The organism is Nonomuraea ceibae, assembly GCF_019396325.1.
Classification (GTDB): Bacteria; Actinomycetota; Actinomycetes; order Streptosporangiales; family Streptosporangiaceae; genus Nonomuraea; species Nonomuraea ceibae.
Genome location: NZ_JAHKRO010000136.1, coordinates 1 through 21,745, shown reverse-complemented (window position 1 = coordinate 21,745; position 21,745 = coordinate 1). Strand labels below are relative to the sequence as shown.

24 protein-coding genes and 1 tRNA gene are annotated in these 21,745 nt (G+C 70.3%); 13 read left to right on the top strand and 12 right to left on the bottom strand.

The window, feature by feature from the left end:
• Nucleotides 1-18: 18 nt before the first annotated feature.
• The 9 genes from KME80_RS43550 to KME80_RS43510 all read right to left on the bottom strand — a co-directional run bounded on the left by KME80_RS43550 (nt 19) and on the right by KME80_RS43510 (nt 8,128).
• Nucleotides 19-1,443: a carboxyl transferase domain-containing protein gene (locus KME80_RS43550; protein ID WP_219517483.1), complete on the bottom strand. Its 1,425-nt coding sequence runs from the start codon at nt 1,441-1,443 to the stop codon at nt 19-21.
• Nucleotides 1,444-2,676 carry a beta-ketoacyl-ACP synthase II gene (gene fabF, locus KME80_RS43545; RefSeq protein WP_219517481.1) on the bottom strand — a complete coding sequence of 411 codons (1,233 nt, stop codon included), beginning with the start codon at nt 2,674-2,676 and terminating at the stop codon, nt 1,444-1,446.
• Nucleotides 2,677-2,712: 36 nt separating this feature from the next.
• A complete protein-coding gene (locus tag KME80_RS43540; protein ID WP_219517480.1) occupies nt 2,713-2,949 on the bottom strand; it encodes an acyl carrier protein in 237 nt (78 codons plus the stop codon).
• A 57-nt stretch (nt 2,950-3,006) separates the two neighbouring features.
• Nucleotides 3,007-3,963 (bottom strand): beta-ketoacyl-ACP synthase III, encoded by a 957-nt coding sequence (locus KME80_RS43535; protein ID WP_219517478.1) that lies wholly within the window; start codon nt 3,961-3,963, stop codon nt 3,007-3,009.
• Nucleotides 3,960-4,856, bottom strand: coding sequence for an ACP S-malonyltransferase (locus KME80_RS43530; protein ID WP_219517475.1), 897 nt, complete (start codon nt 4,854-4,856; stop codon nt 3,960-3,962). Before KME80_RS43530 ends, KME80_RS43535 begins: the two co-directional genes overlap by 4 nt.
• Before the next feature lie 103 nt (nt 4,857-4,959).
• Nucleotides 4,960-6,084 carry a PucR family transcriptional regulator gene (locus KME80_RS43525; protein ID WP_219517489.1) on the bottom strand — a complete coding sequence of 375 codons (1,125 nt, stop codon included), beginning with the start codon at nt 6,082-6,084 and terminating at the stop codon, nt 4,960-4,962.
• Between the two features lie 71 nt (nt 6,085-6,155).
• On the bottom strand, nt 6,156-6,593 hold the full coding sequence (locus KME80_RS43520) for a DUF350 domain-containing protein (protein ID WP_308126177.1): 438 nt from the start codon (nt 6,591-6,593) through the stop codon (nt 6,156-6,158).
• 2 nt (nt 6,594-6,595) lie between these two features.
• Nucleotides 6,596-7,738 (bottom strand): glutathionylspermidine synthase family protein, encoded by a 1,143-nt coding sequence (locus KME80_RS43515; protein WP_219517473.1) that lies wholly within the window; start codon nt 7,736-7,738, stop codon nt 6,596-6,598.
• Between the two features lie 3 nt (nt 7,739-7,741).
• On the bottom strand, nt 7,742-8,128 hold the full coding sequence (locus KME80_RS43510) for a hypothetical protein (RefSeq protein ID WP_219517471.1): 387 nt from the start codon (nt 8,126-8,128) through the stop codon (nt 7,742-7,744).
• A 109-nt stretch (nt 8,129-8,237) separates the two neighbouring features.
• On the opposite strand from KME80_RS43510, the gene KME80_RS43505 reads away from it, so the two are divergent.
• The 3 genes from KME80_RS43505 (at nt 8,238) to KME80_RS43495 (ending at nt 10,505) form a co-directional block, all read left to right on the top strand.
• Entirely contained in the window at nt 8,238-9,257 is a 1,020-nt protein-coding gene (locus tag KME80_RS43505; protein WP_219517469.1) for a PHP domain-containing protein, read from the top strand.
• 68 nt (nt 9,258-9,325) lie between these two features.
• On the top strand, nt 9,326-10,051 hold the full coding sequence (locus KME80_RS43500; RefSeq protein ID WP_219517467.1) for a helix-turn-helix transcriptional regulator: 726 nt from the start codon (nt 9,326-9,328) through the stop codon (nt 10,049-10,051).
• A gap of 91 nt (nt 10,052-10,142) precedes the next feature.
• A complete protein-coding gene (locus KME80_RS43495; RefSeq protein WP_219517465.1) occupies nt 10,143-10,505 on the top strand; it encodes a VOC family protein in 363 nt (120 codons plus the stop codon).
• Nucleotides 10,506-10,670: 165 nt separating this feature from the next.
• On the opposite strand, the gene KME80_RS43490 is transcribed toward KME80_RS43495, so the two are convergent.
• On the bottom strand, nt 10,671-12,167 hold the full coding sequence (locus tag KME80_RS43490) for an alpha/beta hydrolase (RefSeq protein ID WP_219517463.1): 1,497 nt from the start codon (nt 12,165-12,167) through the stop codon (nt 10,671-10,673).
• Nucleotides 12,168-12,276: 109 nt separating this feature from the next.
• A complete protein-coding gene (aceE, locus tag KME80_RS43485; protein WP_219517462.1) occupies nt 12,277-15,024 on the bottom strand; it encodes a pyruvate dehydrogenase (acetyl-transferring), homodimeric type in 2,748 nt (915 codons plus the stop codon).
• 442 nt (nt 15,025-15,466) lie between these two features.
• Between aceE and KME80_RS43480 the strand changes: the two genes are divergently transcribed.
• The 7 genes from KME80_RS43480 to KME80_RS43450 all read left to right on the top strand — a co-directional run bounded on the left by KME80_RS43480 (nt 15,467) and on the right by KME80_RS43450 (nt 18,547).
• A complete protein-coding gene (locus tag KME80_RS43480; protein ID WP_219517460.1) occupies nt 15,467-15,649 on the top strand; it encodes a DUF1918 domain-containing protein in 183 nt (60 codons plus the stop codon).
• Between the two features lie 9 nt (nt 15,650-15,658).
• Complete coding sequence (locus KME80_RS43475; RefSeq protein WP_219517458.1) at nt 15,659-16,066, top strand: secondary thiamine-phosphate synthase enzyme YjbQ; 408 nt, start codon at nt 15,659-15,661, stop codon at nt 16,064-16,066.
• A gap of 117 nt (nt 16,067-16,183) precedes the next feature.
• The gene (locus tag KME80_RS43470) at nt 16,184-16,615 is read left to right on the top strand and encodes a DUF3052 domain-containing protein (protein ID WP_219517457.1); all 432 of its coding nucleotides are present in this window, start codon (nt 16,184-16,186) and stop codon (nt 16,613-16,615) included.
• Between the two features lie 49 nt (nt 16,616-16,664).
• Nucleotides 16,665-17,120, top strand: a complete 456-nt coding sequence (locus KME80_RS43465) for a peroxiredoxin (protein ID WP_308126176.1) — start codon at nt 16,665-16,667, stop codon at nt 17,118-17,120.
• 11 nt (nt 17,121-17,131) lie between these two features.
• On the top strand, nt 17,132-17,452 hold the full coding sequence (locus KME80_RS43460; RefSeq protein ID WP_219517455.1) for a hypothetical protein: 321 nt from the start codon (nt 17,132-17,134) through the stop codon (nt 17,450-17,452).
• Between the two features lie 51 nt (nt 17,453-17,503).
• On the top strand, nt 17,504-18,454 hold the full coding sequence (locus KME80_RS43455) for an ROK family protein (protein ID WP_308126175.1): 951 nt from the start codon (nt 17,504-17,506) through the stop codon (nt 18,452-18,454).
• Nucleotides 18,455-18,472: 18 nt separating this feature from the next.
• A tRNA-Val gene (locus tag KME80_RS43450) sits at nt 18,473-18,547 on the top strand.
• A gap of 13 nt (nt 18,548-18,560) precedes the next feature.
• Here the strand turns inward: KME80_RS43450 and KME80_RS43445 are convergent.
• Nucleotides 18,561-18,845, bottom strand: coding sequence for a hypothetical protein (locus KME80_RS43445; protein ID WP_219517454.1), 285 nt, complete (start codon nt 18,843-18,845; stop codon nt 18,561-18,563).
• A 410-nt stretch (nt 18,846-19,255) separates the two neighbouring features.
• On the opposite strand from KME80_RS43445, the gene KME80_RS43440 reads away from it, so the two are divergent.
• The 3 genes from KME80_RS43440 to KME80_RS43430 all read left to right on the top strand — a co-directional run bounded on the left by KME80_RS43440 (nt 19,256) and on the right by KME80_RS43430 (nt 21,469).
• Nucleotides 19,256-19,501 carry a DUF4326 domain-containing protein gene (locus tag KME80_RS43440; protein WP_219517453.1) on the top strand — a complete coding sequence of 82 codons (246 nt, stop codon included), beginning with the start codon at nt 19,256-19,258 and terminating at the stop codon, nt 19,499-19,501.
• Between the two features lie 217 nt (nt 19,502-19,718).
• Nucleotides 19,719-20,966 (top strand): YncE family protein, encoded by a 1,248-nt coding sequence (locus KME80_RS43435; RefSeq protein ID WP_219517452.1) that lies wholly within the window; start codon nt 19,719-19,721, stop codon nt 20,964-20,966.
• Nucleotides 20,967-21,154: 188 nt separating this feature from the next.
• The gene (locus KME80_RS43430; RefSeq protein WP_219517451.1) at nt 21,155-21,469 is read left to right on the top strand and encodes a hypothetical protein; all 315 of its coding nucleotides are present in this window, start codon (nt 21,155-21,157) and stop codon (nt 21,467-21,469) included.
• Nucleotides 21,470-21,745 lie beyond the last annotated feature (276 nt).

Here is a 21,745-nt window from a genome sequence, read left to right as displayed (position 1 = left end):
CCCTCGCCGTCGTCCGGACTACAGCGGGATGTTGCCGTGCGCGCCCCGGGCCGGGGTCGCCTGGGCCAGGACCTTGGCGATCGCGCCCCGGGTCTCCTCCGGCTTGATCACCTCGTCGATCACGCCCAGCTCCTGCGCGCGGCTGAGCCCGCCCGCGAGCTTCTCGTGCTCCTCGGCGAGCCGCTGCTCCAGCTCCGCGCGCTCCTCCTCGGAGGCGGCGGCGAGCTGGCGGCGCTTGAGGATGCGGACCGCGGCGACCGCGCCCATGACCGCGACCTCGGTCGTCGGCCACGCGAACACCTTGGTCGCGCCGAGGGCGCGGGAGTTCATCGCGATGTAGGCGCCGCCGTAGGCCTTGCGGGTGACGAGCGTGATGCGCGGCACCGACGCCTCGGCGAAGGCGTGCAGCAGCTTGGCGCCGCGGCGCACCACGCCGTCGTGCTCCTGGCCGACGCCCGGCAGGTAGCCCGGCACGTCCACCAGCACGACCAGCGGCACCCCGAAGGCGTCACACATGCGCACGAAACGCGCGGCCTTCTCGGCGGAGGTGGCGTCGAGGCAGCCGCCCAGCCGCATCGGGTTGTTGGCGATCACGCCGACGGTCCGGCCGCCGAGCCGCCCCAGCGACGTGACGATGTTGGGCGCCCACTTGGGGTGCAGCTCCACGCCGGGCTCGTCGAGCAGGCCGTTGACCAGCGGCTTGACGTCGTAGGCGCGGCGCGGCGAGTCGGGCAGCAGCGAGGAGAAGTCGACCTCGCCGATCTCCGACGAGCGGACCCGGCCCTGGTGGCCGAGCAGCACGGCGAGCTGGCGGGCCTTCAGCAGCGCGTCGGTCTCGGTCTTGGTGACGACGTGCACGACACCGCTGCGCTTGCTGTGCGGCTCGGGGCCGCCCAGGGCGGCGCTGGTGACGTCCTCGCCGGTGACGCTGCGGACCACGTCGGGGCCGGTGACGAAGATGCGGCCCGAGTCGGCCAGGATCACCAGGTCGGTCAGCGCCGGGCCGTAGGCGGCGCCGCCGGCGGCCGGGCCGACGACCACGGAGATCTGCGGCACGACGCCCGACGCCTTGGTCATGGCGGCGAACACCCGGCCGACGGCGTGCAGCGACTCGACGCCTTCGGCGAGTCGCGCACCGCCGGAGTGCCAGATCCCGAGGACCGGCACCCGTTCGCGGACGGCCACGTCATAGGCGTGGACGATGTGCTCGCAACCCTCGCTGCCCATCGCGCCGCCCTGATAACGCGCGTCGCTGCAGAACGCGACGACGGGGACTCCCTCGACGCGGCCCATGGCGGCCAGCACGCCGCTCTTGTCCTCGGGGGTGATCAGCCGCACCGACCCCTCGTCGAGGAGGGCGGCCAGGCGGACGGCGGGATCGCGGGGATCGGCAGGCTCCTGTTCGGGACCCTCGGTCGCCACGCGGTTGTCGAGCACGGTCATTTAAGCCCCCTTGAACACGACGGTCACGTTGTGGCCGCCGAAGCCGAACGAGTTGTTGACCGCGGCGATGTCACCCGCTGGCAGGGCGCGGTGGGCGCCGTGCACGAGATCGACCTCGATGCCGTCGTCGACGTTGTCGAGGTTGATGGTGGCGGGGACGATGCGCTCCTGCAGCGCCTTGACGGTGAAGACGGACTCGATGCCGCCGGCGCCGCCCAGGAGGTGGCCGGTCATGGACTTGGTCGAGGTGACCAGCGGGTGGGTGCCGATGGCCTTGGCCACCGCCTGCACCTCGATGACGTCGCCTGCCGGGGTGGAGGTGGCGTGCGCGTTGACGTGCTTGACGTCCTGGCCGGTGATGCCGGCGTCGGTGAGCGCCTGCGTCATCGCCATGATGATGCCCCGGCCCTCGGGCTCGGGCTGGGTGATGTGGTGGGAGTCGGCCGAGTAGCCGACGCCCGAGGCGTAGGCGTAGATCCGCGCGTCGCGGGCGCGGGCGTGCTCCTCCGACTCCAGGACGAGGATGCCGGCGCCCTCACCCAGGACGAAGCCGTCGCGGTCGCGGTCCCACGGCCGGGAGGCGCGCTGCGGCTCGTCGTTGCGGGTGGACATGGCGCGGGCGGCGGCGAAGGCCGCCACGTTGAGGCCGTGGATGGCGGCCTCGGTGCCGCCGGCGATCACCACGTCGGCCCGGCCCGCCCTGATCATGTCCATCGCGTAGCCGATGGCCTCCGCGCCGGAGGCGCAGGCGGACACCGTGGCGTGCACCCCGGCCTGGGCGCCCCGGTCGAGGCCGATCCAGGCGGCGGGGCCGTTGGGCATGAGCATCGGCACCGTGAAGGGCGACAGCCGGTTCCAGCCGCGCTCCTTGTAGGTGTCGTAGGCGGACAGGGTGGTGTTGATGCCGCCGATGCCGCTGGACACGACGACGCCCAGCCGCTCGGGCGCCACCTCCGGCGCTCCCGCGTCCTGCCACGCCTCACGCGCGGCGACCATCGCGAACTGCTCGCTGCGGTCGAGACGGCGGGACTCGGGCCGGGGCAGCACCTCGGTCGGGTCGACCGCGGCCGTCCCCGCGAACGTCACGGGGACGGTGTCGATCCAGTCCTCGGTGAGGGTCCTGACACCCGACTGACCGGCGAGGAGCGCCGACCAGGACGAGGCGACGTCTCCACCGACGGGCGTCGTCGCGCCGAGCCCGGTGACGACGACACGTACCCGGTTTGCACTCACGTTTCGCACTCCTTGTCGATCAGGGGTAAGGACGTTCTAGTTCTGGATGAAGGTGAGGACGTCCTTGACCGTCTTCAGGTTCTTGAGCTGGTCGTCGGGGATCTCGACGCCGAACTCGTCCTGGGCGGCCACGGCGATCTCGACCATGGACAGGGAGTCGATGTCGAGGTCGTCCACGAAGCTCTTCTCCGGAGTGACCTCGGCGGCCGGGATGCCGGTGATCTCGTTGATGATCTTGCCGAGGCCCTGGAGGATGTCCTGCTCGGTGGCCATGTCGCTGGTTCTCCTTAGTTTTCCTGGTTCTGCACGGCTTCGCCGTACAAGCTTTTCTTAGGGGATCTCGATGACCTGACCCGCGTAGGTCAGGCCGGCGCCGAAGCCGAGGATGAGCGCGAGCTCACCCGAGCGGACCTCGCCGCGCTCCAGCATGCGCGAGAGCGCGAGCGGGATGGAGGCTGCGGAGGTGTTGCCGGCGGTGACGATGTCGCGGGCGATGACCGCGCGCTCGGCGCCCAGCCGACGGGCGATCGACTCGATGATACGCAGGTTGGCCTGATGCGGGATGAACGCGGCCAGCTCCGACGGGTCGACGCCGGCGCGCTCGCACGCCTGCTTGGCGACCGGGTGGAGCGCGGTGGTGGCCCAGCGGAAGACCGTCTGGCCCTCCTGCTGCAGCGAGCTGTGGCGGTCGTCGATGCGGATGGCCTCGGACTTGTCGCCGGAGCTGCCCCACACGACCGGGCCGATGCCGGGGGTGTCGGAGGGGCCGACGACCGCGGCGCCCGCGCCGTCGGCGAAGATCACCGCGGTGGAGCGGTCGGTCCAGTCGATCCACTGCGACAGCTTCTCCGCGCCGATGACCAGCACGTTGCGGGCCGAGCCGGCGCGGATGGCGGCGTCGGCGGTGCCGAGCGCGTAGCAGAAGCCGGCGCAGGCGGCGTTGACGTCGAAGGCGCCGGGGGCGTCGATGCCGAGCCGGTGCGCGACGACCGCGGCGGCGTTGGGGATCTGCGACTCCAGTGTGCAGGTCGCGACGATGACCAGGTCGATGTCATCGGCGGCCAGACCGCTGGCGGCCAGCGCCTTGCCGCCCGCCTGGGCCGCCATGTCCTCCAGCGTCTCGCTGTCGGCGGCGACCCGGCGCTCCTTGATGCCGACGCGGGACTGGATCCACTCGTCGTTGGTCTCCATGGTCCTGGCCAGCTCGTCGTTGGTGACGACGCGGGCGGGCTGGTAGTGGCCGAGGGCCAGCAGCCTGGCGCCGGGCGCGGTGTCGGCGATCCTCACTTGATCAGCTCCCTGGCGGCGTCGAGATGTTCGGGGGTCTTGACGGCCACGGTCTTCACGCCGCGCAGCCCGCGCCTGGCGAGGCCGGTCAGCGTGCCGCCGGGCAGCAGCTCGATCATCGCGGTGACGCCCAGCTCGGCCATCGTCGCCATGCAGGAGTCCCAGCGCACGGGGTTGCTCACCTGGTTGACCAGGCGGCTCATGACCTCGTCGCCGCCGGTCACGACCTGGCCGTCGGCGTTGGACAGCAGCCGCACGGTGGGGTCGGCCGGGGTGACGGAGGCGGCGGCCTCGCGCAGCCGCGCGACCGCGGGGGCCATGTGCGCGGTGTGGAAGGCGCCGGCCACGGCCAGCGGGCGGAGCCGGGCGCCGGCCGGGGCGTCGTCGGCGAAGGCGGCGAGCTGCTCCAGCGTGCCGCCCGCGACGATCTGGCCGGAGCCGTTGATGTTGGCGGGGGTCAGGCCGTGCTTGTCGATGGCCGCCAGCACGTCGGGCTCCTCACCGCCGAGCACGGCGGTCATGCCGGTCTCGGTGACGGAGGCGGCCTCGGCCATCGCCCGGCCGCGCTCGCGGACCAGCGTCAGCGCCTGCTCGGGCGTGATCACCCCGGCCAGCGCGGCGGTCGCGAACTCGCCGACGCTGTGGCCGGCCAGCAGGTCGGGGTTCACGCCGAGCGCCTCGGCGCTGGCCAGCGCGGCCGCCACGAGCAGGGGCTGGGCGACGGCGGTGTCGCGGATCTCGTCGGCGTCCGCGGTGGTGCCGAACGCGATCAGGTCGAGCCCGGCGACCTCCGACCACGCGGCGAGCCGGTCTGCCACACCGGGCAGCTCCAGCCACGGGGTGAGGAAACCTGGGGTTTGGGCGCCTTGGCCCGGCGCGACGACTACAAGCACGAAATCCACCATGCCCTGTAGAACTTCGACACGCCGATGAAGATCTGAACGAACTTTGTCCGGGCTGTTTTGTAGGAACCCCACAGTAGGGGTTTCGGGAAGATTACGTTAGGGCCCGCCACATCGCGGCGCTGTCGGCGAGGCGCCCCAGGATGAGCCCCACCTGCAGGGTGAAGGCCGAACGGCCCTCGGTCGGCTGGTAGCCGGTCAGCTCGGTGATCTTCTTGAGCCGGTAGCGGACCGTGTTGGGGTGGACGAACAGCAGTCGCGCGGTCGCCTCCAGCGACGTGCCCTGCTCCAGGTACGTGGCCAGCGTATCGAGCAGCGGGGTGCCCGCGAGGGGCAGATAGACGTTCTCGACGAGCTGCTCCCTGGCGTCCTCGTCGCCGTCGAGCGCCCGCTCGGCCAGCAGGTCCTCGGCGTGCACCGGCCGGGGCGCGTCGGGCCAGCCGGAGGAGGCCTTCAGCCCGGCCAGCGCGGCCCGGGCCGACCGCGCGGCGGCGTGCAGGTCGGGCACCTCGGGGCCGATCACGATCGGGCCCTCGCCGAACCGGGCGACGACCTGCCGGGCCGCGTCGTTCACGCTCTCGGCGCCGCCCACGATCACGATGAGCCGGTCGGCCTGGACACCGGCGAGCAGGTCCATGCCGATGCGGCGGCCCCGCTCGCGCAGCCCGTCGATGACGGCGCGCGGGTCGCCCTCGGGGGCGTGCCCGGCGATCACGACCACCGGCGAGGACGTCCAGCCGAGCGCGGCGGCCCAGGAGTGCAGCCCGTCGTCCACCTCGCCGCGCACCAGCGCGTCGACGATCAGCGCCTCCAGCCGCGCGTCCCAGGAGCCCCGGGCCTCGGCCTCGCGGGCGTAGACGTGCGCGGCGGCGAACGCCACGTCCCGGGTGTAGCGGAGCATCGCCTGCTGGAGCTGGTCCTCGCCGCCGGGCGCGGCCAGCTCGTCGGTCTGCGCCTCGACCACCTGGACGACGACGCGGACGATGTCGACCGTCTGCTGCAGCGAGATCGACCGCTTCAGCTCACGCGGCGCGGTGCCGAAGAACTCGATGCTGGGCGTGGGCCGGTCCTCGCCCGCGTGCTGGAACCACTCGACGAACGCGGCGATGCCCGCCTGCGCCACCAGCCCCACCCAGGAGCGGTCCTCGGCGCTGAGCGCGCGGAACCACGGCAACTGGTCGTCCATCCGCGCCATCGCCGCCGTGCCGAGCGAGCCCATCGCGCGCTCGAGCCTGCGAGTGGTGTCCTCCCGGGTCCGGTCTGTCACGTCTCCTAGAGTGCCAGGTGATTTCAGATGACCGCGACGGCGGTTATCAGGCCGATCGCAATGTGGGTCACCGCGAGGAGCCGGGCGCCCGGCTGCAGCTGAGGCTCCTTGACCAGTTCGCGCACGGAGATGCCGACCACCCGGTCGAACAGCAGCATCGCCAGCGTCTGCACGGCGATGCCGACCAGGCCGAACACCGCGGTGCTCACCAGCCCCTCGGCCAGCCGCCCGCCGGAGCCCCAGATGGAGGCGGCCACGATCAGGCCGACCGCGGCCAGCGCGGAGGTGGCCAGCAGGGTCGCGTTCGGGTTGCGCTCGGTGCGGATGATCTGGCTGAGCTTGCCCGGGGTCGCCAGGTCGATCACGTAGAAGCCGACGATCATCAGGATCACGCCGACGGCGGCGTAGGAGGCGATGGAGCCCGCGCCGCGGGCGAGATGTTCCAGGAACAGGGTGGTCACGGTCACTCGATTCGGTGAGGTACGAAGGAAGAGGTGTCGTCGGTGATCAGGCCGGTCGTCTCCCGGATGCCCAGGCCGGCCGCCTCGTCGGCGACCACCCAGGCGCCCAGGACCGGCCGCTGGCCGCCGAACTCCGGCAACGCCTCGAAGCCCTGGTAGACATACCCCTCCTGGCCATAGGAACCGGGCGTCTCCAGGCCGCCGGACGGCGTGACGATCCGCATCGACGCGCCCTCCCGGCCGAGCAGCGGCTTGGCGATGTACGAGCGGAGGTCGCGGGGGCCGTCGAGGTAGGCGGGCAGCAGGTTGGGATGGCCGGGGAACAGCTCCCACAGCACGGCCAGCAGCGCCTTGTTGGACAGCAGAGCCTTCCACAGCGGCTCGATCCACGTCGCGTGGCGCACCGCGTGGCGGCCGAACGGCTCGGCGAGCATCCACTCCCACGGGTAGAGCTTGAAGGCCGAGCGGATCCTGCGCTCCTCGACGTCGACGAAGCACCGGTTGAGCGAGTCCCAGCCGATGTCCTCCATGGCGACGGCCACGGTCTCCAGCCCGGCCTGCTCGGCGGTCTCCTGGAGGTAGGCCAGCGTCATGGCCTCCTCGCCGGTCTCGTCGCCGTTGGTCCAGGCGAAGTGGGTGGGGCCGGGCGGCAGCGGCATCGCGCGCCAGCGGTCGATGAGCCGCTCGTGCACGGAGTTCCACTGGTCGCCGCCGGGGTGGGTGTCCTGCAGCCAGAACCACTGGATCACCGATGACTCCAGCAGCGAGGTCGGCGTGTCGGCGTTGTACTCCAGCAGCTTGGCCGGCCCGGTGCCGTCGTAGCGCAGGTCGAAGCGGCCGTAGAGGTGGGCGTCGCGCCGCTCCCACGAGCGCGCCACGTCGTCGGCCGCCCACTCCGGGATGGCCAGGTCGGCCAGGCGGCCGGTGGAGACCACGTGCTCGGCGGCCTGGAGGCACATCCCGTGCAGCTCCTCGACCTGCTCCTCCAGCGACTCGACCTCGTCCATGGAGAACACGTAGTGGACCGACTCGTCCCAGTAGGGCCTGCTCAGCCCCTCGGGGTGGGCCGCGCGGTGGTAGGCCAGGCCCTGGCTCTCGATCGTCTTGTCCCAGCCGTCGCGGGGAGCGCCCTGCTCGCGTCGCACCGGTCAGCTCCCGCTGCTGCGGCCGCTGCCGAAGCCGCCGCGCTGGATCTCGCGCCCGGTGCGGGTGGAGATGGTGACGTCGGAGGGGCGCAGCGTGGTGCCGCCGCGCACGCGGGTGCCGTTGCGGACGCCGCCGTAGTACCAGTGGTAGGCGCCCCGCGGCCCGGCGTAGTAGTGGGAGTGGTGGTCGTCGTCGCAGTAGTCCTCGTCCACGACCGGGTAGGAGCCGTCGGGGAGCTGCTGGCTGGTGTCGACGCAGTCGGCGGTGACCTCGTCGTCGTCCTGCGTCGCCGCGCAGTAGCCGACCACCATGACGGACACGACGCCGATGACGGTCAGGGTGATCGCTTTCGACGAGCGCTGTTTCGGTGGGGGCGGCTTGGGGGGCAATCGGGCTCCTTCGTGGGTCGCACAGCCTAGCGGGGGTTCCGGCCGGCCTTCAATCGCCCGTGATCCGACGGTGACCTGGCCCGTTGCCGCTTTTGATATGGATGAACGTATGGAACCGGTCGAAGCGTTCCGGGAAATCGCCTTCCTGCTGGAGCGGGCGGGCGAGCCCGCCTACCGCGTGCGCGCCTTCCGCCGCGCCGCCTCCGTCGTCGCCGACCTGCCCCGCGACGAGCTCGTACGGCGCTCGGAGTCGGGCGGCCTGGCCGAGCTGCCCGGCATCGGCAAGGTGACCGCGCTGGTCGTCACCGAGGCGCTGGCCGGTCAGGTCCCGACCTATCTGCGCCGGTTGCGCGCCACGGAGGGGGCCGACCTCGACGACGAGACGGCGGCGTTGCGCGCGGCGCTCAAGGGTGACCTGCACAGCCATTCCGACTGGTCCGACGGCGGATCGCCGATCGAGGAGATGGCCGAGGCGGCCGGGTCGCTGGGCCACGCCTACCTGGCGCTGACCGACCACTCGCCGCGGCTGACCGTCGCCCGCGGGCTGCCGGCGGCGCGGCTGCGCGAGCAGCTCGACGTGGTGGAGGCGCTCAACGAGCGGCTGGCGCCGTTCCGCATCCTGACGGGCATCGAGGTCGACATCAACCTCGACGGCAGCCTCGACCAGGAGCCGGAGCTGCTGGAACGGCTCGACGTGGTGGTCGCCAGCGTGCACTCCAAGCTGCGCATGCCCAGCTCCGAGATGACCCGCCGGATGGTGACGGCCGTCGCCAACCCGCTCGTGGACGTGCTCGGCCACTGCACCGGCCGGGTCGTGCAGGCCGGGGGAGCGCGCGGCTCGCGCAGGCCGGAGTCGGAGTTCGAGGCCGACCTGGTCTTCGAGGCGTGCCGGCGGTTCGGGGTCGCCGTGGAGATCAACTCGCGTCCCGACCGGCTCGACCCGCCCAAGCGGCTGCTGCGCCAGGCGTACGAGCAGGGGTGCGTGTTCGCGATCAACTCCGACGCGCACGCGCCCGGCCAGCTCGACTGGCTGCGCTTCGGCTGCGAGCGGGCGGCCAGGTGCGGGATCGAGGCCGGCCGGATCGTCAACACCTGGCCGGTGGACGAACTGCTCGACTGGGCTCGCTGACCCCCTTCCGGACGCCCGAAACCCCGGTGCGCTCGGGATTGTCGGTGTCCGCGCGTAGCGTCGCGGGTGTGAACCGTACCGACCGGCTCTACGCGCTCGTCGAGGACCTGCGCGCCATCTCGCCCCGCTGCCGCTCGGCCCGCGAGCTGGCCGGCAGGTTCGAGGTGAGCGTGCGCACGATCGAACGCGACATCACCGCCCTGCAGGAGTCCGGGGTGCCGATCTACGCCGAGACGGGGCGCAAGGGCGGCTACGCGATCGACAGGAAGATGTCCCTGCCACCGCTCAACTTCACCCCGGCCGAGGCGGTGGCCATCGCGGTGGCGCTCAGCCGGGCCGGCGACCAGCCGTTCGGCCGGCAGGCCCGCAGCGCGTTACGCAAGGTCGTCGCCGCCATGCCCGGCCGCGAGGGCGAGCTGGCCAGGGAGCTGGCGCGGCGGGTGGTGCACGTCTCCGAGCCCGCCGAGCCGGGCGGCGCCCGGCCGATGGGCGGCGAGGGCATCTCCCGCGCCATCGAGGAGGCGCTGCTGCGCCGCCGGGTGCTCCGGCTCGACTACGCCGACGCCAAGGGCGCGCTGACCTCGCGCGACGTCGAGCCCGGCGTGTTCCTGGGCGGCCGAGGCGGGTTCTGGTATCTGGTGGCGTGGTGCCGGCTCCGTGACGACGTGCGCGTCTTCCGGCTCGACCGCATCGCCGCCGCCTCCGTCACCGCCGAGCGCTGCCCCGACCGGCCGCTGGAGGGCTATGCCACCGACGTCCCCGACCTGCTCGTGCACGGCACTTTGCTCGATTGAATGCTCGAAAAGTCAAGAGGAAACACCGACATAGGGTTGTCGCCATCGCGTTAGATCGTTGTCTTGTTCGAAAGTGATGGAGGAGACGGCGATGGCTGACAACACGGTCAACTGGTTCGAGGTGGCCACCGACGACCCGGAGGGCGCCGAGCGCTTCTACGGCGAGCTGTTCGGCTGGACCTTCGCCCGGGAGGGCGACGGCTCGATGGACTACCGGTTGATCCGCTACCCGGGCGGTGAGCCCGTCGGCGGCCTGTTCGGCACCAAGGGCGAGTTCCCGGCGCACGCGGTCTTCCACGTGCAGGTGGCCGACGTGGCGGAGACCTGCCGGCGCGGCGAGGAGCTGGGCGGCAAGGTGCTGACGAAGGTGGTCGGCGACGCCCCGGGCACCGACTTCGCCTACGTGCGCGACCGTTCGGGCAGCGTCTTCGGCGTCTACCGGCCCCGCGCGTGAGCCGCCCCTGATCGTCGCGGGCCGGGTGCCGCCTTCCCCGCGTCCCGGTCCCGCGCGGGCCGCTCCCGCGAGCGGCCACCCCTGCCCTGGACACGCCGCCGACCGCCGAGTGGCGGCGCGTCCAGGGCCCGGAGCGTCAGGCCCGAAGCGTCAGGCCCGGAGGCGTCAGGCCGCCGGGCAGGAGGCGCCACGCTCGGGCACCTTGCCCTTGAGCAGGTAGCCGTTCACCAGCTCGGCGACGCACTTGCTGCCCGACAGGTAGGCGCCGTGCCCCTCGCCCTCGTAGGTGACCAGCGTGGCGGTCCTGAGCTGCCTGGTCAGCTTGGGCGCCCACTCGTACGGGGTGGCGGGGTCGTTCTTGCCGCCGACCACGAGGATCGGCGCCGAGCCGGTGGCGTCGACCTTCCTGGCTTCGTCGCTGCCCTTGACCGGCCACACGTCGCACAGCGCGCCCGAGCCCGCGCCGCCGAACAGCGGCGAGATCTTCAGCGAGGCCGTCTCGGTGCGCCGCAGCGTGGCCGCGTCGGGGCGTTCGGCCGTGTCGACGCAGGTGATCGCCGGGAAGCTGGTCGTCTGCGTGGTGTAGGAGCCGTCCTCGCCGCGGCCGGTGTAGGTGTCGGCCAGGTAGAGCAGCGCCGCCCCGTTGCCCTTGAGCGCCTGGCCGAGCGCGCTCTCCAGGAACGGCCACGTCAGCTCCGAGTAGAGGGCGGCGGCGACGCCGGTGGCGGCCAGCCCCTGCGTGAGCTGGCGGTGATAGACCTTCATCGGCTTGGCGGCCAGGTCGTTCATCAGCTTCTCGACGTTCGAGCCCGCGGTGGCGACGTCGGCGCCGACCTCGCAGGTGTCCTTCACGCAGTCCTTCAGGAAGGCCTCGTACGACTTCTGGAAGCCCTTGGTCTGGGCCAGCGTGCGCTCCTCGAACGTGACCGTCGGGTCCAGCGGCGCGTCGAGCACCATCCGGCCCACGTTCTCCGGGAACTGCGTGGCGTACACGGCGCCGAGCTGGGTGCCGTAGGACATGCCGACGTAGTTGAGCTTCTCGTCGCCGAGGGCGGTGCGGATGCGGTCCATGTCGCGGGCGGCGTTGGCGGTGCCGACGTACGGCAGGATCTTGCCGGAGTCGCGCGCGCAGAGCTCGGCGAAGCGCCGGTTGGCCGCGTCGATCTCGGCGCGGGTCTGCGCGTTGGCGGGCAGCGTGTCGAGTGAGGTGAAGCGGTCGAGGTCGGCGGTGCCGCCGCAGCGCACGCCGGAGCTGCGCTCGACGCCGCGCGGGTCGAAGCTGATCAGGTCGTAGCGGGCGCGCAGCGCGCCGAGCGCCTTGCCCGCCTGGTCGAGCGTGTCGACGCCGGAGGCGCCGGGGCCGCCGAAGTTGAACAGCAGCGACCCGATCCGCTTCTTCTGGTCGGTCGCCGCGAGCTTGATCAGCGCCAGGTCGATCTTCTCGCCGCCGGGGTCGGAGTAGTTCAGCGGGACGCTCAGCTTGCCGCACCGGACCGTCGCGTCCTTCTCGACGGGCGGTTCGCCGTCGGGGCGGGCCACGTCCGTGCACGGGCCCCACGCGATCTTGTCAGTCTCCGGAATCACATCGGTGGCGGGCTTGGCCGTGCTCACACAACCCGTGGTTGCGGCGGCCAGGACTGCGGCGGCCAGTACGCGGCGCATGCGACATTTCCCCTCGTCAGCTCAGGGGGAAGTAGTGCCCACAATACGTGACGGCCCACCGGAACGGGCGGGACGGCACGGTCGTGCCGTCCCGCCCGTCCGGGTCGTCTCAGACGCCCATCGACTGGGTGTCGTTGCTCTCGGCGCCACCGGCCTCGGTCACGCCGTTCTTCAGGTGGTAGCGGGCGATCGCCTCGCGCAGCACCTCGCCGTCGAGCTCACCCCGCTTGACCAGGCTGTTCAGCACGGCCAGCGTGATCGAGGCGGCGTCGACGTGGAAGTGGCGGCGCAGCGCCGAGCGCGTGTCGGACAGGCCGAACCCGTCGGTGCCCAGCGAGGACCAGTCACCCGGCACCCACTGCGCGATCTGGTCCTGGACGGCCTTCATGTAGTCGCTGACGCCCACGAACGGGCCCTGCGCCTGCGACAGCACCTGCGTCACGTACGGGACGCGCTGCTCGGCGTCGGGGTTGAGCAGGTTGTGCTCCTCGCACGCGAGCGCGTCGCGGCGCAGCTCGGTCCAGGACGTCGCCGACCACACGTCGGCCGACACGCCCCACTCCTCGGCCAGCAGCCGCTGGGCCTCCATCGCCCACGGGCCCGCCACGCCGGAGGACAGGATGTTGGCCTTCGGCCCCTGCGTCTGCGGCCCCTCGGCGAACTTGTAGAGGCCCTTGAGCAGGCCCTCCACGTCGATGCCTTCGGGCTGGGCCGGCTGCAGGTAGGGCTCGTTGTAGACGGTCAGGTAGTAGAACACGTCCTCCGGCTGCTCGCCGTACATGCGCCGCAGGCCGTCCTTGACGATGTGCGCGACCTCGAACGCCCACGACGGGTCGTAGGAGATCGCCGCCGGGTTGGTCGAGGCGATGAGCGGCGTGTGGCCGTCCTCGTGCTGCAGGCCCTCGCCGTTGAGCGTGGTGCGGCCGGCGGTGGCGCCCAGCAGGAAGCCGCGCGTCATCTGGTCGGCCATCTGCCACATCTGGTCGCCGGTGCGCTGCCAGCCGAACATCGAGTAGAAGATGTAGATCGGGATCATGTGCTCGCCGTGCGTGGCGTACGAGGTGCCGACGGCGATCGCCGAGGCCATCGAGCCCGACTCGCTGATGCCCTCGTGCAGGATCTGGCCCTGCACCGACTCCTTGTACGACAGCAGCAGCTCCCTGTCGACGGCCTCGTACGTCTGGCCGTGCGGCGAGTAGATCTTCGCCGTGGGGAACATCGCGTCGAGGCCGAACGTACGGGCCTCGTCGGGGATGATCGGCACGAACCGGTGGCCGATCTCCTTGTCGCGCATGAGGTCCTTGAGCAGCCGCACGAACGCCATCGTGGTGGCGACCTGCTGCTTGCCCGAGCCCTTGGCGAACGTCTGGTAGGCGGCGTCGCCGGGCAGCTTGACCGGCTTGGCGCGCACGACGCGCTTGGGCAGCACGCCGCCGAGCGCGGCGCGGCGCTCCTTCATGTACGCGATCTCGGGGTCGTTCTCGCCCGGGTGGAAGTACGGCGGCAGGTCGCCTTCCAGCGCCGAGTCCGGGATCGGCAGGTAGAGCCGGTCGCGGAACTCCTTGAGCTCGGCCTTGGTGAGCTTCTTCATCTGGTGGGTGGCGTTGCGCGCCTCGAAGTCCTTGCCGAGCGTCCAGCCCTTGATGGTCTGGGCCAGGATGACCGTCGGCTGGCCGACGTGCTCGCGCGCGGCCTTGAACGCCGCGTAGACCTTGTGGTAGTCGTGCCCGCCGCGCGACAGCTTGCGGATGTCGTCGTCGGTCAGGTGCTCGACCATCTTGCGCAGGCGCGGGTCGCCGCCGAAGAAGTTCTCCCGGATGTAGCCGCCCGACTCGACCGAGTAGGTCTGGAACTGGCCGTCGGGGGTGGTGTTCATCTGGTTGACGAGCACGCCGTCGACGTCGGCCGCGAGCAGCGGGTCCCAGTCGCGGCCCCAGACGACCTTGATGACGTTCCAGCCGGCGCCGCGGAAGTAGGACTCCAGCTCCTGGATGATCTTGCCGTTGCCGCGCACCGGGCCGTCGAGCCGCTGCAGGTTGCAGTTGATGACGAAGGTGAGGTTGTCGAGCTCCTCGCGCGCGGCCACGCCGATGGCGCCGAGCGACTCGGGCTCGTCCATCTCGCCGTCGCCCAGGAACGCCCATACGTGGCTGCGGCTGGTGTCCTTGATCTGGCGGTTGAGCAGGTAGCGGTTGAACCGCGCCTGGTAGATCGCCCCGATCGGCCCCAGACCCATCGAGACCGTGGGGAACTCCCAGAAGTCAGGCATGAGCCGCGGATGCGGGTAGGAGGGCAGGCCGTGGAAGCCGTGCGACAGCTCCTGGCGGAAGGCGTCGAGCTGGGCCTCGTTGAGGCGGCCCTCCAGGAAGGCGCGGGCGTAGATGCCCGGCGCGGCGTGACCCTGGAAGAAGACCTGGTCGCCCGACTCGCCGTGGTCCTTGCCGCGGAAGAAGTGGTTGAAGCCGACCTCGTACAGGGAGGCCGCCGAGGCGTAGGTGGCGATGTGGCCGCCCACGTTGGTGCGGGCGTTGGCGCGCGAGACCATGATCGCCGCGTTCCAGCGGATGTAGGCCCGGATGCGCCGCTCGACGTGCTCGTCGCCGGGGAACCAGGGCTCGCGCTCCGGCGGGATCGTGTTGATGTAGTCGGTGCTGCGCAGGCCCGGCACGCCGACCTGGTGCTCGCGCGCCCGCTCCAGCATGCGGAGCATCAGGTAGCGGGCTCTGGTGCGGCCCTCCGTCTTGACGACGTTGTCGAGGGACTCGAGCCACTCGTTGGTCTCACTGGGGTCGACATCAGGCAGCTGGCTGGGTAGGCCGTCGCTGATGATCGAGAAACGCTGGCGTCCGGAAGCCACTGGGTCTCGCCTTCCGAGGATGACTGATGTCTGGTCTGGGTCGCTTTCCATCCTGGTCGCTCGGCGTAGAAAGTGCATCTCTACTCACCGGTAACCAGGGTGTCGCGGCTGGCAGGGGTACTACTGGTGGCCTAGACCACCGATGGTAGGACGAATCAACCGCATAGGTTACATCCGTCCCGCATTTTAACAAGACGGGAAAAGCTACAAATTTTTGCCTTGCGCCCCTGAGTATCCCCCGGCGGGGTCGCCGCGTCACTCCCGGGGAGGGGCAAGCGCCGCGCGGAGTCTAACGGCAGGCATCCGGGACCCTCCGGCGCCTCTCTTCCGGGCGTTCTCAGCGAACTCTCAGGTAACGGTTCGGTCATGATTGCGGCCGTTGTCGCGCCGCTCCGGCCGCCGCCCTCTTTTCGTACGGCCGCGTCCGTACGAGGCTGTAGCTATGAATGCGACGGTAGGAGACCGGCTCCTCGTGCACGGGAACACCGTTGGCGAAAGGGACCGGAGCGGAGTGATCATCGAGGTCCAGGGCGCGGACGGCGGCCCTCCGTACATCGTGCGCTTCGACGACGGGCACACCGGGCTGGTGTTTCCCGGCCCTGATGCCGTCATTGTGCCTCAGTAGAATTTCCCCGTGAGATCAGAACTCATCTCCGTGGCCACGGGTTCACGCGAGACGGTGCACGACATCACCGGGGAATGCGCCGAATTCGTCCGCGCGCGGGGTGACGACGGGCTGCTGCACGTCTTCGTCCCGCACGCGACGGCCGGCGTGGCGCTGCTGGAGCTCGGCTCCGGCAGCGACGACGACCTGCTGTCCGCGCTGCGTGACCTGCTGCCGGCCGACGACCGGTGGCGCCACGCCCACGGCTCGCGCGGTCACGGCAGGTCACACGTGATGCCCGCGTTCATTCCGCCGTACGTCACGGTCCCCGTGCTGGGCGGCAGATTGGCGCTGGGCACCTGGCAGTCCATCGCGCTGGTGGACCTGAATGTCGACAACCCGCAACGCCAGGTTCGGCTGTCGTTTTTGTCTGATTGATTCTGGCCGAGTAGGGCCGTACCCGTGGCGACCGTTGACGACTGAGGGTCACAGCGTGTGGACTGTCCCGAAGCGATAAACCGCATATGCGGGGCCACTCAAGCAGGAGGGATAAACGTGAGCGCGACCGCGGGTCAGGCGCAGGGCGAGCGCGGCCTGGCCGAACGACTCGGCCTCAAGCCGGGTCAGGTGGTGCAGGAGATCGGCTGGGATGAGGACGTCGATGACGAGCTTCGCGATTCCATCGAGGACCTGACCGGCAACGAACTGCTGGACGAAGACACCGACGACGTCGTCGACGTGGTGCTGCTGTGGTGGCGCGACGGCGACGGGGACCTGTTCGACGTCCTGAGCGGCGATGCCATGCGAGCACTCGCCGACGGTGGCCAGATCTGGTTGCTGACTCCGAAGGCCGGGCGCGAGGGCCACGTGGAGCCGAGCGACATCGGGGAGGATGCCACTACGGCCGGTCTATCGCAGACCAGCAGCATCTCCGCGGCCCCCGACTGGTCGGGGACCAGGCTCGTCGCCCCGAAGGGCCGGCGGTAGGAGCCTGACGACAGGAGCGCGGACGCCAGCCGTACGGCAGGATGGAACCGTGAACGGGCATCCTGCCGGGGTCGGCGCCCCGGCTCCCGAATTCGAGCTGCGGGACCAGCACGGCACTCCGGTGAGGCTTTCTCAGTTCCGGGGCAGGAAGGTCGTGCTGGTCTTCTACCCGCTGGCGTTCAGCGGCGTGTGCCACCGCGAGCTGTCCGAACTGCGTGACTTCGCCGCGGGTGACGCGCAGATCCTCACCGTCTCGGTCGACTCGATGTTCACGCATCGTGCCTGGGCGGACCAGGAGGGTTACGTTTTTCCCCTGCTCTCCGATTTCTGGCCACATGGACAGGTGGCGCGGGCGTACGGTGTGTTCGACGAGACGAAGGGCGTCGCGCGGCGGGGCACCTTCGTCATCGACGGCGAGGGCGTGATCCGCTGGTCGGTGGTCAATCCGGCCGGTGAGGCGCGCGACGTCGCCGACTACGCCAAGGCGCTCGCCGACATCTCGTAACGGAGGAAACGATGCCCTGCTACCGCTGCGGGGCCCGGCAGACCGACCCCGTCCGCGGGGCCAGCCCCTGGAAGCGCGCGGTGCGCCGGGAGCGGCAGGTGCTCATCTGCCCGGACTGTCAACGCCTGCACGACCTCGACCTGGAATCGTGCGGCTCGTGCGGGTCCACGTCGATGATCTGCCGGCTCGGCGAGGTCGAGTGCCGTTCCTGCGGCGCCGTCCGCACCGCCCGTGCCCTGGTCGACCCCGAGGCGCTGATCGGCTCCGGCGCTCCGCCCGGGCTGTCCGCGGAGGTCGAGGCGGCGCTCAACCGGGTGCTCGGACGCGCCTGATCTTGCAGGACTTTTCCAGACATTTGCTGAGCTGCGCTATCGTTCCGTTTCGTGTCCTCAACTAGTTCGTTCGTCGTCGCGCTGGACGTCGGTGGCACGTCCATGAAGGGCGGCCTGGTCAGCGAGACCGGCACCGTGCTGCTGAGCGAGCGCCGCTCCACCCCGCGCGCCGAAGGGCCCGAGGCGGTCGTCGCCGCCATCCGCGCCTTCATCAGCCACCTCGCCGCCTCCGGCGACGGCACGCCCGCGGGCGTCGGCCTGGCCGTCCCCGGCCTGGTCTCCGAGGACACGGCCCTCTACGCCGCCAACCTCGGCTGGAGCGAGGTCCCCGCCACCGACTTCACCGAACTCGACGTGCCCGTCATCCTCGGCCACGACGTCCGCACCGGCGGCCTCGCCGAAAGCGTCCTCGGCGCCGGGCGCGGCGTGCCCGACTTCCTCTTCCTCCCCATCGGCACCGGCATCGCCGGCGCCATGATCATCCACGGCGAGCCGTACGGCGGCGCGTCCGGCTGGGGCGGCGAGATCGGCCACATCCCCGTCTTCCCCGACGGCGAACAGTGCGCCTGCGGCCAGCTCGGCTGCCTGGAGACCTACGCCTCCGCCGCCTCCGTCGGCCGCCGCTACAGCCAGCGCGCCGGCGTCGAAGGCGTACGCGCCGAACAGGTCGTCGCCTCCGACGACCCCGTCGCCATCGAGGTCTGGGACGACGCCGTCGAAGCCCTCTCCCTGGCGCTGGCCACGTACACGCTCCTGCTGGACCCCTCGATGATCGTCCTCGGCGGCGGCCTCGCCGAGGCGGGACCCGCCCTGTTCGATCCGGTTCGTACGCGCCTCGTCAAGCGCCTCACGTTCCGCGACGCCCCGCCCCTGCTGCCGGCCGCCCTGGGCGTCGACGCCGGCATGCTCGGCGCCGCCCTCCTCGGCTGGCGCGCCGCCGGCCGCCCGGACCTGGGCGCCGGGTGGGACGTGGAGGTGCGATCGGCTCCGTTGGTGTCGTAAGGTGTAGTGCCGATCAGGGGGCGGTTAGCTCAGCGGTAGAGCACTCGCCTTACAAGCGAGGGGTCACTGGTTCGAACCCAGTACCGCCCACCAGGTAAAGCTCATCTCACCCGAAGATCGGTAAAACCGTCTGGGGGACGAGCTGGGGACGATCTCCGGAAACGATCTTCCTGGCCGTCCCCAGAAGCGCATCCACCACCGGCACCGAACTGTGACCGCCGAACCGTCGCACCCGTTCGATCAGGGTCCGCTCCCAGCGGGCCTGCAGCCCCACCGTGACCATCTCGACCATCGGTGGCGACTCATGCGCGTACGTGGCCACGTTCCCGCGCAGCTTGTGCCCTAGCCGCCCCTCCGATGCGACTGTCGGCACCAGCATCTCGTCGAGCATCACCTTGTGCGTATGCCTGAGGCCGTGGACCTTCCCCCGCTTGTCCGGGTCATCGGTCTGCCCCAGGATCCGCCCCCACGACGCCAGATGATGTACCTCCGGGTCGTAGCGCCAGAATCCACGCCGACGAGGCGGAGCGAACTCCTCGCCTGGGCTGGCAGCAGGCCATGACCGCTTCACGAGGTCAGGTGGCGATCGTTGAGATGGTCATGGGATGGCTCGACTGGGTCCAGCCGTAGTTGGCGATGACGGCGTGGTCCGGCCTGCCCGCGTGGTGGACCCGCCCGTCGTCATGGCCGACAACAGCACCACGGCTGGCACCTACGCGCACTGCGACAACGAGTCGTGCCAGCACCGATGGAGGCTGCGCCGCCAATTCGCCCCGACATCAACCGCGAAGGAGGAGCGCCATGCCTGAGACCCGAGAGCCGAAGCGCATCCGCCGCGAGCGCACCAAGGGCTGGCGCAAAGGCACCAACTGCACGATCATGGACCGCACCTCGAAGTGGGGCAACCCGTTCAAGGTCGGCGAGAAGATCCGTCGCGACTCCCCGCTCTGGCCCTACATCGCCGTCACCGTCCCCGGCGGAGCCCACGGCCTCGCCGCGCTCACTGTGCTGACCGCCGAGCAGGACCTGGCCACGGGGTTGGCATGATGTCCTGAGACGCCTCTGGATCATGGGTGTCCGTCCGGCTAATGTCGAACGGGAGTTCCCCTCGCTAACCCCGGAGGCCCTTGTGCTCTTTACACGATGGTTACCCAGCGCCACCCCGCCCAGCCGAAGGTTCACGCGCCTTACCCGCCACCTCGCCATCTTGTGCGGAACCGTCACCCTGGTCGCCGGTCTCGCCGTCTCGCAAGCCCCCGCAGCTATGGCCGCTGACTCACTCACCCCCCTCGGCCATGTCACAGTCACCAGCGACATCGCTGCCGCGGCCGGAAAAGTATTCGTCGCCATGGATGACCGGATCGTCGTCGCGGACACCCAAGGCGTCCTCGCTGGAAACATCACCGGCTTGGCCGAAGTGAGGGATCTCGTCACCAGCCCGGACGGAACTCGGCTCTACGCGGCGCTTAGAGGGTCGCACGAAGTGATTGAGATCAACACTGACGACCTTGCCATCATTCGGCGGATCGACCTGGCCGCGTACCACTGCCCAAGCCGGCTCGCGATGAGCGGACACCGGCTTTGGGTCTCCCACGGCTGCCCTTGGGAAGGTTCGGCCGGCGCTCTTGGCCTCGACCTGTCCGTCCCTGCCCCGCAGCCTGCCGTTGTCTCGCTCGACAACCCTGCTCAAGCGCCACGGATCGCTGCCGCAGGGAACACGCTCGTCGTGGCGGACTTCTGGGAGCTGCGGGTGTACGACCTCCAAGACGGCGTTCCCGCACTGCGTGGTGCAATGGACGCCTACGATCACGGGTTGTGGAACGGCTGGGGTCAGATCGCACTCACGCCGGACGGCGCGACAGCGATCACCACGCCGGGAGCTGTGAACGACTTCGACGCCTGGGACCTGACCACCCTCACCAAGTCCCGCTCCTATGGCAAGGAAGAGGGCACTCTCGACTACGCGTCGCCCACGATCAGCCCAGACGGGAAACAGGTTGCCGTCACACGAGGAACCGACGATGTAGAAGACGCACCTCTCGTGCTGTTCGACTTGAACACGGGAGCCGCGGTTGAGACGTTCGACTCCCAATCTCTCGTCACGATTTACGACCTCGTCTTCTCCGGATCTGACCTGTTCGCCGTCATCGAGAACACTCTCAATGGCACCTTTCATCTCTGGCGGATGCACGGTGCCACACTTCCGCCGTGCAAGATGACATTGACAGGGCCGGACACATCAGGGCGGTTCAAGGAAGCCACCTTCGCTGGCCGGCTCACCCGGCCGGACGGCGCCAATCCTGGTGTCCAGACGGTCACCGTCAGCCGCCGCCCGTGGGGTGAGAGCACCTTCGAGCCGCTGCCGGACGTCACCACGAACGCCGATGGGACCTTCATCTTCAGCAACGTCCCCGGGGTCGAGACGCAGTGGACCTACAAGGTCTACTACGACAACACCGCAGACAGTCGAAGCTGTAGCGCGACCAAGGTGGTGGAAGTGTCCGGCTGGTGATTCGGGTCGTCGGTTAGATTAAGAACACGAAAAGTGGCTCTCCGCCACGAACGGAGAGCCGCCTCGTCCCACTAGTCCTCGCCGACCCCGCCAGTCCCTCAACTGCTCAGGTCTCCCGTAAGCGTACAACCAGCTCACAGGGGGACACGTTGGCTCTGGACTGCCCGGTCGCGTCCTGCGACCGCCTCATGCCCGGCACAGCCCGCATCTGCGGAGCCTGCACCGCCGAACTCGCCCGCGAACTCGACGCCGTCCCCAGCCTGGACGCCGACCTCGATCTAGCCATCAGCCGGCAGTCCCGCACCACCGGTGGCAGCGTCGGCGGGCGGAGCAGCGAGAAGCCGCTGCCGTGGAACGAACACGCCTCCGAAGCGGCTGAGCGTCTGCAGGTGATCCTGCTCGGCTGGGATCGCGTCCTCGTCGCCTCTGTCCACCCCTTACATGGGCCGACCTGCGCATCATGCACGCACCCGTCGTGCATGTACGCCGACCTCGGCCGTTAACCCCGCCACCAGTCGCGCCATGTCGCCCCCTGGCTGCGCCGCCACGCCGGAGCGTTGATCGCCCACCCTGCCGGGCCGGACGCGGTCGACGAGATCCTGACCGCTGTCCGCAATGCCCGCTACGCCACCGACACCCCGCCCCGCGACCTCTTGGGTTCTAGGGTTCGTTGCAACACCCCACTTCAGGGGATGCGATGGACTTCGAGATCCGCAAGGTGCGCAAGGCGCAGGGGGCGAAGAAGCTCCGGGCTGAGCGGGAGGAATACTTTCGGCTCA